Annotated in this window: 11 protein-coding genes; 7 read left to right on the plus strand and 4 right to left on the minus strand. The window is 75.0% G+C overall.

What is annotated here, in order from left to right; translation table 11 throughout:
- The first annotated feature begins 7 nt into the window (after nucleotides 1-7).
- From ACQP6G_RS03125 to ACQP6G_RS03145, 5 genes are all read left to right on the plus strand, one after another.
- Entirely contained in the window at nucleotides 8-853 is an 846-nt protein-coding gene (locus ACQP6G_RS03125; protein WP_429762745.1) for an ABC transporter ATP-binding protein, read from the plus strand.
- Nucleotides 850-1,854: an ATP-binding cassette domain-containing protein gene (locus ACQP6G_RS03130; protein ID WP_429762746.1), complete on the plus strand. Its 1,005-nt coding sequence runs from the start codon at nucleotides 850-852 to the stop codon at nucleotides 1,852-1,854. Before ACQP6G_RS03125 ends, ACQP6G_RS03130 begins: the two co-directional genes overlap by 4 nt.
- Nucleotides 1,851-3,134, plus strand: coding sequence for an alpha/beta hydrolase family protein (locus tag ACQP6G_RS03135; protein WP_429762748.1), 1,284 nt, complete (start codon nucleotides 1,851-1,853; stop codon nucleotides 3,132-3,134). Before ACQP6G_RS03130 ends, ACQP6G_RS03135 begins: the two co-directional genes overlap by 4 nt.
- Nucleotides 3,131-4,564: an aminopeptidase P family protein gene (locus tag ACQP6G_RS03140; protein WP_429762749.1), complete on the plus strand. Its 1,434-nt coding sequence runs from the start codon at nucleotides 3,131-3,133 to the stop codon at nucleotides 4,562-4,564. Before ACQP6G_RS03135 ends, ACQP6G_RS03140 begins: the two co-directional genes overlap by 4 nt.
- Before the next feature lie 92 nt (nucleotides 4,565-4,656).
- On the plus strand, nucleotides 4,657-6,681 hold the full coding sequence (locus ACQP6G_RS03145) for an RICIN domain-containing protein (protein WP_429762750.1): 2,025 nt from the start codon (nucleotides 4,657-4,659) through the stop codon (nucleotides 6,679-6,681).
- A 36-nt stretch (nucleotides 6,682-6,717) separates the two neighbouring features.
- On the opposite strand, the gene ACQP6G_RS03150 is transcribed toward ACQP6G_RS03145, so the two are convergent.
- Together ACQP6G_RS03150 and ACQP6G_RS03155 are read right to left on the minus strand one after the other, a co-directional pair.
- Complete coding sequence (locus ACQP6G_RS03150; protein ID WP_429762751.1) at nucleotides 6,718-6,942, minus strand: hypothetical protein; 225 nt, start codon at nucleotides 6,940-6,942, stop codon at nucleotides 6,718-6,720.
- A 64-nt stretch (nucleotides 6,943-7,006) separates the two neighbouring features.
- Complete coding sequence (locus ACQP6G_RS03155) at nucleotides 7,007-11,104, minus strand: phosphodiester glycosidase family protein (protein WP_429762752.1); 4,098 nt, start codon at nucleotides 11,102-11,104, stop codon at nucleotides 7,007-7,009.
- A gap of 173 nt (nucleotides 11,105-11,277) precedes the next feature.
- Here ACQP6G_RS03155 and ggt point away from each other — a divergent pair, with 173 nt between their 5' ends.
- A complete protein-coding gene (gene ggt, locus ACQP6G_RS03160) occupies nucleotides 11,278-13,137 on the plus strand; it encodes a gamma-glutamyltransferase (protein ID WP_429762753.1) in 1,860 nt (619 codons plus the stop codon).
- 129 nt (nucleotides 13,138-13,266) lie between these two features.
- Here the strand turns inward: ggt and ACQP6G_RS03165 are convergent, their stop codons facing one another.
- Entirely contained in the window at nucleotides 13,267-13,752 is a 486-nt protein-coding gene (locus ACQP6G_RS03165) for a MarR family winged helix-turn-helix transcriptional regulator (RefSeq protein ID WP_429762754.1), read from the minus strand.
- Between the two features lie 39 nt (nucleotides 13,753-13,791).
- Between ACQP6G_RS03165 and ACQP6G_RS03170 the strand changes: the two genes are divergently transcribed.
- Entirely contained in the window at nucleotides 13,792-14,748 is a 957-nt protein-coding gene (locus tag ACQP6G_RS03170; protein WP_429762755.1) for a DMT family transporter, read from the plus strand.
- On the opposite strand, the gene ACQP6G_RS03175 is transcribed toward ACQP6G_RS03170, so the two are convergent.
- Complete coding sequence (locus ACQP6G_RS03175) at nucleotides 14,676-17,594, minus strand: FAD-binding and (Fe-S)-binding domain-containing protein (RefSeq protein WP_429762756.1); 2,919 nt, start codon at nucleotides 17,592-17,594, stop codon at nucleotides 14,676-14,678. The two genes, ACQP6G_RS03170 and ACQP6G_RS03175, sit on opposite strands and share 73 nt — an antisense overlap.
- Nucleotides 17,595-17,631: the final 37 nt, after the last annotated feature.

Below are 17,631 nucleotides of genomic sequence, written 5' to 3' on the forward strand. Positions count from 1 at the left end.
GGCAGGCATGAGCACGCTGCTCGAGGTCGAGGACCTCACCATCACCTTCCGGACGGCCCACGGGCCGGTCGACGTCGTGGACGGGCTCTCGTTCACGCTGGAGCAGGGCGCGTCGCTGGGGATCGTCGGCGAGTCGGGCTCCGGCAAGTCGATGACGTCGCTGGCCGTCATGGGCCTGCTGCCGCCCACGGCGAGCCTGCGCGGCCGGGTCTCCCTGGACGGCGCGGACCTGACGTCGCTGCCCGAGTCGAAGGTGCGGCGCCTGCGCGGCGACCGCATGTCGATGATCTTCCAGGACCCGCTGTCGTCGCTGAACCCCTACTACTCCGTGGGGATGCAGATCGAGGAGGCCTACCGGGCGCACCGCCCCGGGGTCACGCGGCGGCAGGCGCGCAAGGTCGCGGTCGAGGCGATGGAGCGCGTGCACATCGCGGACGCCGCCCGGCGGGTGGACCACTACCCGCACCAGTTCTCCGGCGGGATGCGCCAGCGCGTGATGATCGCGATGGCGCTCTCCACCGAGCCGGACCTGCTCATCGCCGACGAGCCCACCACCGCGCTCGACGTCACCGTGCAGGCCCAGATCCTCGACCTGCTCCAGGAGGTGCGCCGGGAGACCGGGACGGCGCTGATCCTCATCTCGCACGACCTCGCCGTCGTGTCGGAGATCGCCGAGGACGTCGTCGTGATGCGGCACGGCGTGGCCGTGGAGCAGGCCCCCGCCGAGCGGCTGTTCTCCGACCCGCAGCACCCGTACACGCGGGCGCTGCTGGACGCCGTCCCCCGGATCGACGACGAGATCGGCGAGCTGCGCGGCATCGACGCCGCCGCCGGCGTGGGAGGGAAGCCATGAGCGCCACCAGCACCGGGCAGAGCACCAGGCAGAGCACCGGGCAGAGCACCGGGCAGAGCACCGTCGCCCCCGCGAGCGCGCCGACGGCCCCGACGTCGCAGTCGTCCGAGCCGCTGCTGCGCGCCACCGACCTGGTCAAGGAGTTCGCGGTGCCCGGCACCGGCGGGCTGCTGGGGCGGGCGGACACGTTCCGGGCGGTCGACGGCGTGAGCCTCGAGGTCCGCGCCCGCGAGACGCTGGCGCTCGTCGGCGAGTCCGGGTCCGGCAAGTCGACGACGGCGCGGATCGTCGCACGGCTGACGGACGCGACGTCGGGCGAGGTCGTCTTCGACGGCGAGCCCGTGACGCGCGCGAAGGGCGACCGGCTGCGGCGGTTCCGCAGCGACGTGCAGGTGGTGTTCCAGGACCCGTACTCGTCGCTCAACCCGCGGCACACGGTGGAGCGCATCGTCACCGCGCCGCTGGTCTACCAGGGGCGCGAGGTGCCGGGCGGCACCCGGGCGTTCACGCAGCAGCTCATGGAGCGCGTGGGCCTGGACCCCGACCACCACCGCCGCTACCCGTCGCAGTTCTCCGGCGGCCAGGCGCAACGCATCGGCATCGCCCGCGCGCTCGCCGTGTCGCCTCGGCTGGTGGTCTGCGACGAGGCGGTCTCCGCGCTCGACGTGTCCGTGCAGGCGCAGATCATCAACCTGCTGCGCCGGCTGCAGCGCGAGGAGGGGTTCAGCTACCTCTTCATCGCGCACGACCTCGCGGTGGTGCGGCAGATCGCCGACCGCGTGGCGGTGATGTCGAAGGGCCGCATCGTCGAGCAGGGCGAGCGCGACGCCGTCTTCGACGACCCGCAGCACGAGTACACCCGGACCCTGCTGGCTGCCGTGCCGCGCATCCGCCCCGAGTGGGAGCGGGCGCGGCGCGAGGCGGCGGAGGCGCGGGCCGCGACGGCCACGCCCGACCGCGAGGCCGAGGCCGCCGGCACCGAGGAGGAGACGACCGCGTGACCACCTATCACCTGCCGGGGCTGCACGTCACGGAACGCACGACGGCGGTCCCCCTCGACCACGCCCGGCCCGACGGCGAGCAGATCGACGTCTTCTGGCGCGAGCTGGTCGACCCCGAGCGCCGCGGCGACGACCTGCCCCTCCTGGTCTACCTGCAGGGCGGGCCGGGCGGCGCGTCACCCCGTCCCCTGAAGCGCGACGGCTGGCTCGACGAGGCCCTGACCACGTACCGCGTGATCCTGCCGGACCAGCGCGGCACCGGCCGCAGCACGCCGCTGGACGGCGAGGCGGTCGCGGCGCGCGGCGACGCCGTCGCGGGCGCCGACTACCTGGCATGCTTCCGGGCCGACTCGATCGTGGCCGACCTGGAGCACGTGCGCCGCACCCACTACGACGGCCGCCGGTGGGCGAGCCTGGGCCAGTCGTTCGGCGGCTGGATCACGCTCGCCTACCTCTCGGCCGCGCCGGAGGGTCTCGCGGCCTGCTACGTGACCGGCGGCATCCCGGGGACGCCCGCGAGCGCCGACGAGGTCTACCGGCGCACGTTCGCGCGCGCCGAGGCCAAGACGCGCCGGTACTACGACCTGTACCCGCAGGACGTCGACGCCGTGGCCGCGATCGCCGACCGGCTCGCGGAGGGCGACGTGCGCCTGCCCGACGGCGACGCGCTCACCGTGCACCGGTTCCAGTCCCTGGGGATCGACCTGGGGATGAAGCCCGGGTCCGAGCGCCTGCACTGGCTGGTCGACGAGGCGTTCGTGCGCCCGGGCCGCCTGTCGCACGCGTTCCTGGAGCAGGTGCTGGTGCGCTCGTCGTCGGCGTCGAACCCCTTGTTCTGGACGCTCCAGGAGTCCATCTACGGCGACGGGGCGAACGGCCCGACGGCGTGGGCGGCGCAGCGCGCCCGCGACGAGCGGCCGCAGTTCGGGCCCGACGAGCGGCCGCTGCTGCTCACGGGCGAGATGGCGTTCCCGTGGATGTTCGACGAGGTGCGGCTGCTCAAACCGTTCGCGCCGGCGGTGCACGAGCTCGCCGCGCGCCGGGAGTGGAGCCCGCTGTACGACGTCGAGCGCCTCGCCGCGAACGACGTGCCGCTGGCCGCGGCGGTCTACTTCGACGACATGTACGTGGACTCGGGGCTGCAGCTCGACACCCTGTCCAGGCTGGGCGGCTCGCACGCCTGGGTGACCAACGAGTACGAGCACGACGGGATCGGCGACCCTCGGGTGCTGCGGCGCCTGCGGGAGCTGGTCCGGGACGCAGGAGGAGAACGACGATGACGCAGCAGGCCCACGACCACCGGCCCCCGCACTCGGGGAACCGCACCCCGCGCCTCACGGAGGTGCCGGCCTTCACCGAGATGATCGCCCAGGGCTGGTCCACCGACGTCGTGCCCGCCCGGGTGCCCGACGGCGCGGCCGAGGCCGCCGCGGCGCACCGCGCCCGGCTGGCGGAGCGGCTCGGCGGGCGGACCGTCGTCGTCGGCGCGGGCCGGGCGCCCGTGCGCAGCAACGACACGTCGTACGACTTCCGGGCCGACAGCGACTTCGTGTGGCTGACGGGCTGCCAGCTCGAGGACGCCGTCGTCGTGCTGCACGGGGCGGACGCCGTGCTCTACGCGCCGCCGCCCGCGCGACCGGGCGACCCGGCCTTCTTCTCCGACGCGATGCACGGCGAGCTGTGGGTGGGCGCCTCCCCCGGGCTCGGCGAGTGGGCGCGGGCGCTCGGCGTCCCGGTGCGCCCGCTCGCGGACCTGGACGACGCCCTGGCGCACGGCTCCGGCTGGTGGGCCGGGCGCGCCGTGCCGGACGACGTCGTGGCGCGGCACGGGCTGGAGCCCTCGGCCGAGCTCGCCCGGGCGTGCGCGGACCTGCGCATGGTCAAGGACGCCTGGGAGGTGGCGCAGCTGCGCGCCGCCGTCGACCACACGGTGACGGGCTTCGAGGCCGTGGCCCGGGAGATCCCCGCGGCGGTGCGGTCCGGCGGCGAGCGCTGGCTGCAGGGCACGTTCGACCGGCACGCCCGCACCACCGGCAACGGGCCGGGCTACGCCAGCATCGTCGGCAGCGGCCCGCACGCCCCCACCCTGCACTGGGTGCGCTGCGACGGCCCCGTGCTCCCCGACGCCGCCCTGCTGCTCGACATGGGTGTCGAGACGACCACCCTCTACACCGCCGACGTCACGCGCACGGTGCCGCCGTCGGGCCGGTTCAGCCCCGAGCAGCGCGCCGTGCACGACCTGGTGGAGAAGAGCCACCGGGCCGGCATGGCGCACGTGAAGCCGGGCGTGAACTACCTCGACTTCCACTACGCGGCCATGGAGGTGATCGCGCAGGGCCTGCACGACTGGGGCCTGCTGCCGGTCTCCGTCGACGAGGCGCTGTCGCCGCAGGGCCAGCATCACCGCCGCTGGCTCGTGTGCGGCATCGGGCACCACCTGGGCCTCGACGTGCACGACTGCGCGCACAGCGACTGGCAGCAGTACATGGGCGCCGACCTGGAGCCGGGCGTCGTCATGACCGTCGAGCCAGGCCTGTACTTCCACGCTCACGACCTCACCGTGCCGCCGGAGCTGCGCGGCATCGGCGTGCGGCTGGAGGACGACCTGCTCGTCACCCCCGACGGCCACGAGGTGCTCTCCGACGCCCTGCCCATCGACGCCGCCGGCGTCGAGGCCTGGACGTCGGCGCTGCTGCCCGCCGCCGTCTGAGGCGTCCCCGCCCCGGCGCATGCCGGGGCGGGGCCGAGCAACACCCGCGTCACCCCCGTCAGGCAGGACCTCCGCAGACGAAGGGAACTGGTGTGAGGAACGGACGAGACCGGGGCGGGCTGCCCGCCCTGACGGCAGCGGCGACGGCGGCGGCGGTGGGAGCGTCGCTGCTCGTGGGAGCGGGCACGGCGGCCGCGGCCGACGCGCCGCCCGAGATCCCCGTGGCGGCGGACGGCACCGTCGCCGTCGACCCGACGTACGACGGCCCCCAGGTCACCGAGGTCCGCGTGATCAACGAGGGCAGGTTCCTCGAGATCTCGTGGGACCGGTACGTCGACGAGACCGCGGCGGTGAGCCCCGAGAACGTCACGCTCAGCCAGGGCGGCACCACCGTCGCCCTCACCGCCAAGCCTGCCACCGGGCCCACGGACACGATCTTCTTCGACAAGGACAACCGGCAGATCGCCGCGTCGGACGCGAACAGCATGGCGCGCCTGCCCGACGACCTGCACCTGGCGAGCATCGCGTACACCGGCACGCTCGACCCCGACGAGCCGCTCACGCTCACCGTCGACGGGTCGCAGATCGAGGACGCCGAGGGCCGGCCCGCCGAGGACGTGACGTACACCGGCGTCCCCCGGCTCGACTACTACACGCAGTCCGTGACCACCGGATCCGGGATCGTCGTCAAGGCGAACCCGCGCGTCGACCCCGCCACGCTCGACCTGGCCGCCGCGCAGGTGGACGTCCAGCTCGGCAAGGCCGACAACGGGATCGCGGCGCGGATGGCCGACTTCGGCTGCTCGCTCGCCGTGTACGCGGCGCGCGAGAACGCCTATCTCGTGCCCGAGCATCGCGGCGGCTACGACCCCGAGATGTACGACGTCGAGGGGTACGGCGGCAGCGAGTGGAACGGCTGCGTGTCGTCGATCTCCGAGCGCAACGTGCTGCGCACGCGCGACGACGAGAACGCGTTCCTCAACACGGGCTACCGGAACGAGAACATCCTGGTGCACGAGTTCGGCCACGCCGTGCGGCTCGTGGGCATCGAGACGCTGGCCGACAAGAGCCTCTCCGACGAGCTCTACAGGGCGTACGAGAACTCGTGGTCCACCGGCCGGTGGCCGAACACGTACGCGATCGGCAACATCGACGAGTACTTCGCGACGCTGTCGGCCATCTGGTTCGACGTCATGGCGGAGAAGCCCGACTGGACGGACGGGGTGCGCAGCCCGATCAACACCCGGGCCGAGCTGAAGGAGTACGACCCGCAGGCCTACGCGCTGTTCGCCAAGGTCTACCCCGCGGATCTCACTCTCCCGGCCCCGTGGGACGAGCCGGCGCCCGACGTCTACCACGGCGACTTCACGCAGGTGCCCGAGGCGCCCGAGCGCGTCACCGCCGAGGGCGTCGACTTCGCGACGGACGCGTTCCGGATCGTCACCGACGGGATCGGCACCGAGTACCAGATCGACCGGTACGCGGGCGACGGCGACCACCCCGAGCGGGACATGGTCGTCTGGTCGAGGTGGGGCGACGGCGTGTGGTCGCTCGCCCCTGTCGGCGGCGGCGCGTACACGATCGCCGCGTCCGACGGCTCCGGCGCGCTCGCCGCGGTCTCGGACACCGAGGTCCGGTACGCCGGCGTCCGGGCGGACGCGGACGACCCGCGGCAGCGGTGGACGTTCGCGCCGGACGCCTCGACAGAGCAGGAGCACGACGGGCAGCTCGTCAACGCGGCCACCGGCGGTGCTCTCGACGTCGACGGCCACACCGCGTCGGGCGTCTCGCTCACCCTGTCGGCCCCTGCCGCCGCGACCCGGTGGCTGCTGGAGGACACCACCCGGACCGCGGCGCAGGGCGTCGGCGCCTACCTGCTGCCGGACGTCACCGCCCCGGAGGTCACGTCCGCGTGGGCCCACCCGAACCGGAAGACCCTGACCCTCGACGCGACGGACGACGCGTCCGGCGTCGCGCTCGTGGAGTACCGGGTCGGCCGCGGCGAGTGGACCACCTACGGCGGGACGATCCGCATCCACCCGCACGACCGTGTCGAGGCGCGTGCGACGGACCGCGCGGGGAACGTCTCGGAGGTCCTCGTCGTCACGCGGCGCTGACCGGACGACGTCACGACACAGGTGGTGGGCTGCGGGTCAGCCCCGCTCGTGCGCGCCGATCATCGGGAGGCCGAAGGCCAGCCCGACGGCGAGGATGCCGCCGACGACCATGTAGGGGTCCAGGGTCGGGTTCCCGCCGGAGGCGCCGGAGCCGAGCAGCACCAGACCGCCCAGGAAGAGCACGAGCGCGCCGAGGAAACGGCCGAGGACGGCGCCGGTGGGCTCGGACTTGACGCGCGGGTTGACCTGGAAGTCGCTCATGGTCCGAGGATATGCCGACCGCGGCGGGCGGGGCGAACGCCCGCCGCGGTCGGTGCCGCGGCGCTCAGCGGCGCACGCGGACGGCCATCTCCTTGCTGCGGGTCTCGCCGGCGGCGTTGGTGAGGACGGCGACGTACCGGTGCGTGCCGGGATCCCGGTCCGCGAGCACGGTGGCGGCGGACTGCGCCTCTCCCCCGGTCCCCGGGACCAGCTCCTGCCGGTCCACCTCGACGCCGTCCTCGTAGAGGACGTAGCCGGTGGCCTGCGTGCCCCACCACTTGTCCATCGCGACGACGTAGTCCCCGTCGCCGTCGCCGTTGTCGTGCGACAGCGTGGGCGTGCCCGGGTTCGCGTCGGTCACCCGCACCGTGTGGGGGCCGGCGCACGGCGTCGTCCCCGCCGCGTTGACGAGCTCGCAGGTGTACTCGTACCTGCCGTTCTTCTTCCCGGTGACGGGGACGGCGATCCGCTGGGCGTCCGTGCCGCCGTGCGCGAGCTTCTCGGAGTGGATCAGCGCGCCGTCCTCGTACAGCCGCAGGCCGGTGGCGTTCTCGCCCCACCACAGGTCGACGAGCACGCGGTAGTCGCCGTCGCGCAGGCCGGTGTCCCAGCCGTTGTCGTCGCTGATCCGGGCGGTACCCGGCGCCCCGGCGGGCACCAGGACGTCGAGCGTGCCGACGACGCCGTTCACCTCGACCTCGACGGTCGCGCGGCCGGGCGCGACGGCGGTGGCCTCGTGCGTCGCCGGGTCCAGCGCCAGCACGGCGCCCGACGGCGCGTCGTCGGGCGAGCCGACGAACACCCGCTCCCCGCCCCAGCGGGACGACACCGGCCACGCGACCGGCACCTGGCGGGTGCCGTCCTGCGTGAGCAGCGCGCTGACCTGGCCCGACGTGCCCACGGCCAGCTCCTCGGGCCCGCTCACCGCGACGCTCTCGGCGCGCGCCTCGACCTCCCAGGAGAACCAGCCGCCGTCGCCGGTGCCCTGCGCCGCCGGGTCGACGCCGATCATCGACCAGCCGGTGAACCCGCCGTCGTCGGGCGTGCTCGCCGGGCTCTTGCCCGAGTTGCCGTTGACGACGTACGGGACCCCGTCCGCGGTGGCCGCGTGGAAGACGCCCACGTGCGACCCGACGGAGGCGAGCTGCTTGCCCGACGTCTCGCGGAAGTCCTCGAACCAGCCGCGCAGCGCCTCCGCCTCGACCCGGTCGACGAGCTGGCTCGCCTTCGTGGGCAGCGGGTCGTCGAGCGGGTGGTGGAAGAAGGTCACGACGCCCGTCACGGCGTCGTCCGCGGCCGCGTCGTCGAGCGCGTCGCGCAGGGCGCGGAGCTGGGCGAAGTCGCTGCCCAGGCGACCGCTGGACGAGTCGAGCATGACGAGGCGCGTGGTGCCGCCGTCGCCGCGCGGGTCGGGCACGTCGACGACGTGCGTCCGCTCGCCGAACTCGTCCTCGAAGTTCTCGATGGACCCGCCCATGACCTCGTGGTTGCCCGGCAGGTAGTACCAGGGGAAGTCGGCGTCGGCGAGGCCCTCGTCGAGCACCTCGCGGGCCAGGTCGAAGTCGGCGGGCGACGCCTCGTCCACCAGGTCGCCGTTGATGACGAGCAGGTCCGGGTCAGCCGCGACGATCTCCGCCAGGGCCTGCTTCGCGCCCAGCACCGCCCCCGACCCCGGGTCCCGGGCGACGAACTGCGCGTCCGACAGCACCGCGACGCGCAGCGGCGCGTCGTCCGTCGCGCCGTCGGCCACGACCACCGGGTCCTCGACCCGCTCCGCCACCGGCGCGTCGACGTCCGGCGGCACCTGCGCGCGCAGGTCCGAGACGACGACCTCGCCCGTGTACTGCTCCGCCGCCCGCGTCTCGAGGAGGCGCAGGCGCTGCAGCGTGAGCGGGAACGCGACTCCCTCGGGCACGACGACCTGCACCTGGCGCCAGCCCTCCCACGACACGGTCGGGCCGTCGAGGTTGGTCACGACCCCGTCGCCCTGGCGCACCTGGAGCCGCAGCCACGCGCCGTTCCCGTCGCCGTGCACCCACGCCGTGAGCGTGCGCGGCTGCCCGGGCACCACGGTCCCGCCGTCCGGCGCGACGGCGTACTGGCCGCGGGTCGCGGTGGACTGCGTGAAGTCGTAGGTCAGCGTCAGGCCCGCCGCGCCCTCGTGGCCCTCGGCGGGGGTGACCGAGCCGCCGGGCGCGCGGTCGTGCGCCGAGGTCCAGCGGTCGGCGTCCGCCAGGTCCGCCACGACCATGTCCTTCAGCGAGACCGCCACGGCGACCTCGACCTGCTCGTCCCCGACCGCGAGCGTGAAGGTCGCGGCGCCCGCGCCCTGCAGCGCCCGCACCGTGAACGACCCGTCGGCCGCCGGCTCCAGCGCGGCGACGCCGTCGCCGCCCATGACCTCGACGTCGCGCGCCTCGACCGGCGCCGCGTACCCGTCGGCATCGTGCCCGACGACGGTGAGGGACGCCGTCGCGTCCGCGTCCGGGAGCGTCACGACCGGCTCGGGAACGGTGAGGCGCTCGAGGCCGCCGAGCACCGTGAGCTCCGCGGAGCCCGTCGCCACCCCGTCCGCCGCGGGGGTCGCGGCGCGGACGGTCGCGGTGCCGGCCGCGACGCCGGTGACGACCCCCGCGCCGTCGTCGGCGCGGGCGACGGCGGCGACCGCCGCGTCGGTCGTCGTCCAGTCGTCCGGACGGGTGTCGACGGGGGCGCGGGACTCGTCGTACCCCGCCGCGGTCAGGGTGCGGTGCAGGCCGGGGAAGACGCGCAGCGCGTCGCCGGCGGGCGCGGCGCCCGTGGGCACGGCCGCGCGCACGTCGAACGCGTGCACCTCGCCGGACCCCTCGGGGGTGAACAGCCCGAGGCCGTTCGCGTCCAGGCGCTCGCCGCCGTCCGACGGGCTGTTCAGCACGCTGGTCCCCGCGTCCCCGGGCAGCCGCGCGACCATCGTCGTCGAGCCGCCCCCGTCGAGGTTGATCGCGTCGTCGGCGCCGAGCTGATCGAGGAACCGGCCCAGCTCGGGCAGGGAGGCGCCGATGCTCTGCGCCTGCCGGCCGTCGACGACCACGAGGTACGCCGTCGTGCCGTCCGCGCTGAGGCCCACCGCCGTGCGGGGGTGCCGGAGCGTGGCGAAGTCGCTGGTGGACGACGTGACCTCGCCGTCCTCGAGCAGCCAGTCGTCGGGGTCGCCGCCGATCGCGGTGCGGAGCTCGCCGAGGTCGTCGCGCAGGCCGTACGCGAGCGTCACCTCGTCGCCGGGCGCGAGGGCCGCCAGCGCGTCGGCCGCAGCCCCGGGCCGGGCGACGACGGCGCGGACGTCGGCGGGCAGGCGACCGGATCCCGGAGCGCCCACGGAGACGACGGTCCCGGCCGCGCCCTCGTCGCTCCCGGGTGCGGTGCGGACCTGCACCTCGACGCCCTGCTCCCCCGCGCCGAGCGGGCGGGTGCGGGCCGCGTCGCCCCAGGCGGCGTCGAAGACGGCGACGCCGCCCGCCGGCACGGCGGTGACGTTGAGGCCCGCGACGGGCAGCTCGGGCGCGTCGTCTCCCGTCCCGAGGGTGACGGTGCCCTCCAGGAACAGCTCGGCGAGGCGCGCGACGCCCGACGAGTCGACCGTCAGCGCCTTCTCGCGGCCGGGGGCGGCGGACTTGAGCAGCGTGCCGTCGTCCACGGCCGCGCCGAGCGCGGCGCCGGAGTTGTTGATGTCGAAGAAGTCGCCGTTGATCGCGGCGACGGCGCCGCGGTCGGCGGCCATCTCGCTCACGGTCGCGTTGCCGGCGACGGCGTCGGGGCCGAGGTAGCCGAGGCGCGGCCCGCCGTCCCGGCCGAGGTGCGCGACGAGCACCTCGCCGCTCAGCCAGCCCTCCGCGGAGACGCGCGCGAACTCCGTGAGCTCCAGCCCCGGGGCGATCAGCCGCTCCGCGCGCTCGGTGACGATCGCCACGCCCGCGTCGTCCAGCGGCAGGTCGGCGACGTCGTCGGAGACCGTGCCCGCCGTGGCGGGCGCGACGCCGGCGGTGGCGAGCGGCAGGTCGGGATCGGGCGTCGCGGCCGCGGCGGCGCCCGCGGGCACCGCCATCGCCAGGCCGAGCAGGAGACCGACCCCGAGGGGCACGGTCCGTCGGGCAGGGGGTAGTGCTCGGCTCTGTGCTCGGCTCACTGGGGGATCCTCCGCTGGTCGGGCCGGGACGTGCGCCGTCGCAGCGTCCCGCGACCAGGTTGCCACCAACTTTCACTCTGTCAACCAGCAGGGAAACTTTTCGCCGTCGAGCGGGCGCCGAAACGCCGCCGCACGGCGCGCGACCGACGTCCGGATCCGCCATGGTGGAACGCATGGACCGCCGACGCTCCTCCTCCCGCCCCGCCCGTCGCACCCGCGCGCTCGCCGCGCTGGGCGCGGCGGCGCTGACCGCGACGACCGCCGTCGTGGGCACCACCGCCGCGTCCACGGCGAGCGCCGCCCCGCGCGACGACATCAAGGTACCGACCGCCGTCGGGTACGGCGGCGCGATCAGCACGGTGGACCCGGAGGCGAGCCGCGTCGGCCTGGAGGTGCTGCGCAAGGGCGGCAACGCGGTCGACGCGGCGGTGGCGGCGGCCGCGGCGCTGGGGGTGACCGAGCCGTACAGCGCCGGCGTCGGGGGCGGCGGGTACTTCGTGTACTACGACGCCGACAGCGGCGAGGTGCAGACGATCGACGGTCGGGAGACGGCGCCGGCGGAGATGCCGAACGACGCGTTCGTCGACCCGGCGACCGGCAAGCCGTACCCGTTCACCCCGGACCTGGTGACCAGCGGCGTCTCGGTCGGCACGCCGGGCACGCCCGCGACCTGGCAGACGGCGCTCGACGAGTGGGGCACCTACTCCCTCAAGAAGGCGCTGAAGCCGGCGACGCAGCTGGCGCGGCGCGGGTTCGTCGTCGACCAGACGTTCCACGACCAGACGGCGAGCAACGCCGAGCGGTTCGCCGCGTTCCCCGCCACGGCGGAGCTGTACCTGCCGGGCGGTGAGCCGCCCGCCGTCGGCAGCGTGTTCCGCAACCGCGACCTGGCGGACACGTACGACCTGCTGGCGAAGCGTGGCACCGACGCGTTCTACGGCGGCGAGCTCGCGGCCGAGATGGTGGACGTCGTGCAGCACCCGCAGACCTCGCCGGACACCGACCTGCCCGTGCCGCCCGGCTACCTCGACCTCGACGACCTGGCCGGGTACGAGGCGCTGCTGCAGGACCCGACCGTCTCCGACTACCGCGACTACGACGTCTACGGCATGGCGCCGTCCTCCAGCGGCGGGTCCACGGTGGGCGAGGCGCTGAACATCCTCGAGACGTTCGACCTGGCCGGCATGGACGACGCCGCCTACCTGCACCACTACCTCGAGGCGAGCGCCCTGGCCTTCGCCGACCGCGGCGCCTACGTGGGCGACCCGGCGTTCGTCGACGTCCCGCTCGACACCCTGCTGTCGGACGACTTCGCCGCCGAGCGCGCGTGCCTGCTCGACCCGGAGGCCGCGGCGACCAAGCCCGTCGCGCCCGGCGACGTGGACGCCGACGACGCGGCGTGCGGGGAGACGATCGCGCCCGCGGACTCCGACACGGAGAACGTCTCGACGACCAACCTCACCGTGGTCGACGGGGACGGCAACGTCGTCGAGTACACCCTGACGATCGAGCAGACCGGCGGCTCCGGGATGCTCGTCCCGGGCCGCGGCTTCCTGCTGAACAACGAGCTCACCGACTTCTCCACCGTGTGGGCGGCGGACGACCCGAACCGCATCGAGCCCGGCAAGCGTCCGCGGTCGTCGATGGCGCCGACGATCGTGCTGCGCGACGGCGAGCCGGTCCTCGCCCTCGGCTCGCCCGGCGGCTCCACGATCATCACGACCGTGCTGCAGACGCTCACCCACCACCTCGACCGCGGTATGCCGATCGGCGAGGCGCTCGCCGCGCCGCGCGCGGCGCAGCGCAACACGGCGTCCGTCACCGCCGAGCCGGAGTTCATCGAGGCCTACGGCCCGGCGCTCGAGGAGTACGGGCACACGCTCGTGCCGTCGGGCGACGCGTTCACCTCCGCCGCCGAGATCGGGGCCGCCACCGCCGTGCAGCTCGGCGACGACGGCCTGCTCACGGCCGTCTCCGAGCCGCGACGGCGCGGCGGCGGCGCCGCGATGGTGGTGCACCCGGCGGACCGGTGAGGCGTCGGCGCTGCAGCCGCGGCGGTTGCTCGTGCTGCTCCAGGAGGGCGTCGACGAGCACGGCGAGCCCGACGCCGGCCAGCACCCCGGGCCGGGTCCTCATGCCCGCGGGCGCAGCGACCTCCGGCGTCAGCCGACGACGAGCTTGCGCAGCAGCGCCTCCAGCTGCTCGCGCTCCCCACGCGAGAGGGGACCCAGCAGGCCGTCCTCGAGCTCGAGGTGCGCGGGGTACGCCTCGTCGATGAGCCGGCGCCCCTCGGGCGTCAGCGTGACCACCCGCCCGCGCCCGTCGCCGGCCCGCGCCTGCCGGGCCACGAGCCCGGCGGCCTCCAGCCGGTCGACCCGCTTGGACGTCGCGCCGGCCGTCACCATGGTGTGCTCCGCGAGCTCCCCCGGGTTGAGCGCGAACGGGTCGCCCGCGCGCCGCAGCGCGCACAGGACGTCGAACTCGCCCTCCCCGATCCCGAACCGCCGGTAGTTCGCGACGAGCGCGGCGGTGAAGTCGTCGGAGATCCGACGCATCCGCCCGATCACCGCCATCGGGCTCGGGTCGAGGTCGGGGCGTTCTCTGCGCCACTGCTCGACGAACGTCGCGACGCGATCGACCTCAGCCATGGGGCCATTCTACTTTCCACGGAAAGTAAGATGCTTTCCATGGAAACTTCTTCCGGGCCGCGCCGGGCCTGGCTGCGCGTCCGCTGGCCCCTGGTCGCGGCCGTCGGGCCGGTCGCGTTCGGGTCCACCTACGTCGTGACCCACCACCTCCTCCCCGGGGGCTCCCCCCTGTGGGGGTCGGCGATCCGCGCGCTGCCGGCAGGCGTCGTCCTGCTGCTGGTCGCGCGCCGGCTGCCCCGCGGGTCGTGGTGGTGGCGCTCGGTCGTGCTCGGCACCCTGAACATGGGGATCTTCTTCTGCCTCGTGTACGTCGCGGCCCAGCTGCTGCCGTCCAGCGTCGCCGCCTCGCTCATGTCGCTCAGCCCGATCGCGATCGCCGGCGCGGCGTGGCTCCTGCTCCGTGAACGGCCCACGCCGCGCGTCGTCGTCGCGGCCGCCGTGGGCGGCGCCGGCGTCCTGCTGATCGTCGGCACCGCGACCGGCGCGCTCGACGGCTGGGGCATCGCGGCGTCCGTCGCCTCGATGGTGCTCTCGTCCGCCGGCGCCGTCCTCACCAAGCGCTGGCAGGACGGGACGCCCGTGCTCACGGTCACCGCGTGGCAGCTCGTCGTCGGCGGCCTCGAGCTGCTCGTCGCCGCGGCGCTCGTCGAGGGCGCGCCGCCCGCGCTCTCGGTCACCGAGTCCCTCGCGTTCGCGTACGTGAGCCTCGTCGCGACGGCGCTCGGGTTCGTCTGCTGGTTCAGCGGGTTCCGCCACCTCCCGGCCGGGGCCGTCGGCGTGATCGGCCTGCTGAACCCCGTCACCGGCGTCACGCTCGGGGTCCTCGCCGGGGGCGAGGTGCTCACCGGGTCCCAGACGCTCGGGATCGGCCTCGTGCTGGCGAGCGTCGCGCTCGTCAATGCGGGAGGGAGGACCAGGCCCCGTCAGGGCGCGCCGGGGACCCCGGGCCCCGAGCCGCGCGTGGCCGCCTCCAGCAGCTCCAGCACGTGCACGTAGTCGCGGCCGGTGGCGCGCGACATCCCCATCTCGCAGGTGCGGTTGTTCGAGACGTAGGCGTCGTACCGGCCGCCGGGCAGTGCCCGCTCCCCCGCCGCGACGTCGGTCGCCTCGGCGTGCGTGGCGGCGGCGGTGAGCTCGGGGTGCAGCATCCCGCGGTCCCCGGCGAAGCCGCAGCAGCCCCACGCGGCGGGCACCACGGCGTCGTCGGCGACGGCGGCCGCGACGGCGCGCAGGTCGTCCACCGCGCCCAGGTGCACCGTCGCACAGGTGGGGTGCACGACGACGCTGCCCTGCTTCTCGATCGCGACGCCCTGCGCGGCGAGGGCGGGCAGCACGTCGGTGCGCACGAACGTCACGGCGTCGACGATGCGCAGCCGGGCGAACCGCTCCGCGTCCTCGCCGGAGAGGTGGTGCGGCGTCTCGACCAGGCCGTGCGTGCAGCTCGACGCGTCGCACACGACCGGCAGCGCCCCGCCGCGCGTCGCCGCCCACAGGGCGTCGAGCACCTGTCGCGCCATCCGCGCCGCGCCGTCCGGCAGGCCCTTGCTCGCCCACGGGGTGCCGCAGCACAGGCCGCCGATCCCCTCCGGCACGGCCAGGCCGATCCCGGCGCGCTCGCACAGCACGCGCAGGGCGTGCTCGGCACCCACCGCGCTCCCGTCGACGTCCGGCAGGCCCCGGGGGGCGGGGGCGAACAGCTCGCCCATGCACGACGAGAACAGGACGGCCGGGGGTGCGCCGCCGGTGGCGGCACGGAGGTCGTCGGCCTCGCGCCGGAGGCCTGGGCCGGGCAGGTCGTCGTCCACGCGCGGCACGACGTCGGTCCCGACGACGCCGCGCGCGATCTCCGAGGCCACGCGCACCACGGGCGTCGGCAGCTTCTCCACCACGCCCAGCGCGCCGCGCAGCACGTCGACGACCGGGCCCCACGACCCCGCGAGGGCCTCGCCGCCCTTCTGCACGACGGCGGGGTTCGACCGCGCCCGGTGCCCCTTCATCACGACGCCGGTGTCGATGCCGACGGGGCACGCCTCGACGCACATCGAGTCCGCGGCGCAGGTCTGCACGCCCCAGTACCGGTACGCCTTCGCCAGCTCCTCGCGCTCGCCCTCGGGCGCGACGGCGAGCTCCTTGAGCAGCGCGATCCGCTGGCGCGGCGTCGTCGTGACGGTCCGCGAGGGGCAGCCCGGCTCGCAGTACCCGCACTCCACGCAGCGGTCGACGAGCGGGGCGTCCTCGCCGCCGGCGGAGGCCTCGACCTTGAGGTCGCGCAGGTGCTCGTGCGGGTCGTCCGTGATGATGACGCCCGGGTTGAGCAGCCCCCGCGGGTCGAACAGGCTCTTGATCTCGCGCATGACGGCGTACAGGTCGTCGCCGTACTGGCGCCGCACGAACGGCGCCATGATGCGGCCCGTGCCGTGCTCGGCCTTGAGCGAGCCGCCGCGGCCGAGCACCAGGTCCACGAGGTCGTCGCTGAACGCCGCGTACCGGTCGAGCTCCGCCGCGTCGCCGAGCCGAGGCGTGATCATGAAGTGCAGGTTGCCGTCCTTCGCGTGCCCGAAGGTCACGGCCTCGTCGTTGAGGCTCCCGTCGTACCCGTGGCGCGCGAACAGCCCGCCCAGGTCGCGCACCGTGGCGGTGAGGTCGGCCACGGGCACCACGACGTCCTCCAGCAGCGCCGTCGCGCCGGCCGGGCGGGCTCCCGCGACCGCCGTGTACAGGCCCTTGCGCACGCGCCACAGCCGCTCGCGCGTGGCGGGGTCGGTCGTGAGCGTGGCGGGCAGCTCCAGCGCGAGGCCGTCGACGACGGCGCGCGCGGCGTCCTGCAGCGGGGCGAGCGCCTCGTCGGTCGCGGCGCGGTACTCCACCAGCAGCGCCGTCTGGCCCGTGATGCCGGCGCCCGCGGCCAGCGACCGCATCGAGGGGTCCGCCTTCGGGTCCGCCGCCGCGACCCGCAGGGAGGCGGGGTCCATGAGCTCGATCGCCTCGGGGCCGGAGGCGCCCAGCGGCACGAGCGCGTCCGTGGCGCGCTCGAGGGAGTCGAAGACGAGCAGCGTCGTCGCGACCTGTGTCAGCAGCGGCACCGTGCGGAACGTGACGTCCGCGACCCACCCCAGCGTGCCCTCCGAACCGATCATCAGGTGCTCGAGGATCTTCACCGGGCTGTCGTGGTCCAGCAGCGCGTTCACGGAGTAGCCCATGGTGTTCTTCATCGCGAACTGCCGCTCCACCTCGGCGCGCATCGTCGCGCTGCCGCGCACCCGGTCGCGCAGCTCCGCGAGGCCGCGGTGCAGGTCCGGCTCCAGGGCGGCCAGGCGCGCGTCGGCGTCGGGCGCGCCCGTGTCGACCACGGTGCCGCCGGGCAGCACCACCGTCATCGCCTCGACGGTGCGGTACGCGGTGCGCGTGGTGCCCGACGACATCCCCGAGGAGTTGTTGGCCACCACTCCCCCGACGGTGCACGCGATCTCGCTCGCCGGGTCCGGCCCCAGCCGCCGCCCGCGCCGCGCCAGGTGCCCGTTGACCAGCCGCAGCGTGGCGCCGGGCTGGCAGCGCACCCGCTCCCCGCCGTCGAGCACCTCCACCCGCGTGAACCGCGCGCGCGTGTCGACCAGCATCCCCGCGCCCGACGCCTGCCCCGACAGGCTCGTGCCCCCCGAGCGGAACGTCACCGGCAGGCCGCGGCGGCTCGCCTCCCGCATCGCGGCCACCACCCCGTCCACGTCGTGCGCCCGCACCACCACCTCCGGGCGCAGCAGGTAGTGCGACGCGTCGTGCGCGTGCGCCACCCGCGTCAGCAGGTCCGTCCGCAGCTCGAAGCCGGCGGGTTCGTCGTGCGGCACGGGTGCTCCGTCCTCCGGGTCGACGTCGACCGCGGGC

The sequence above is a fragment of the Isoptericola nanjingensis genome, from assembly GCF_050311635.1.
Lineage (GTDB): Bacteria > Actinomycetota > Actinomycetes > Actinomycetales > Cellulomonadaceae > Isoptericola > Isoptericola nanjingensis.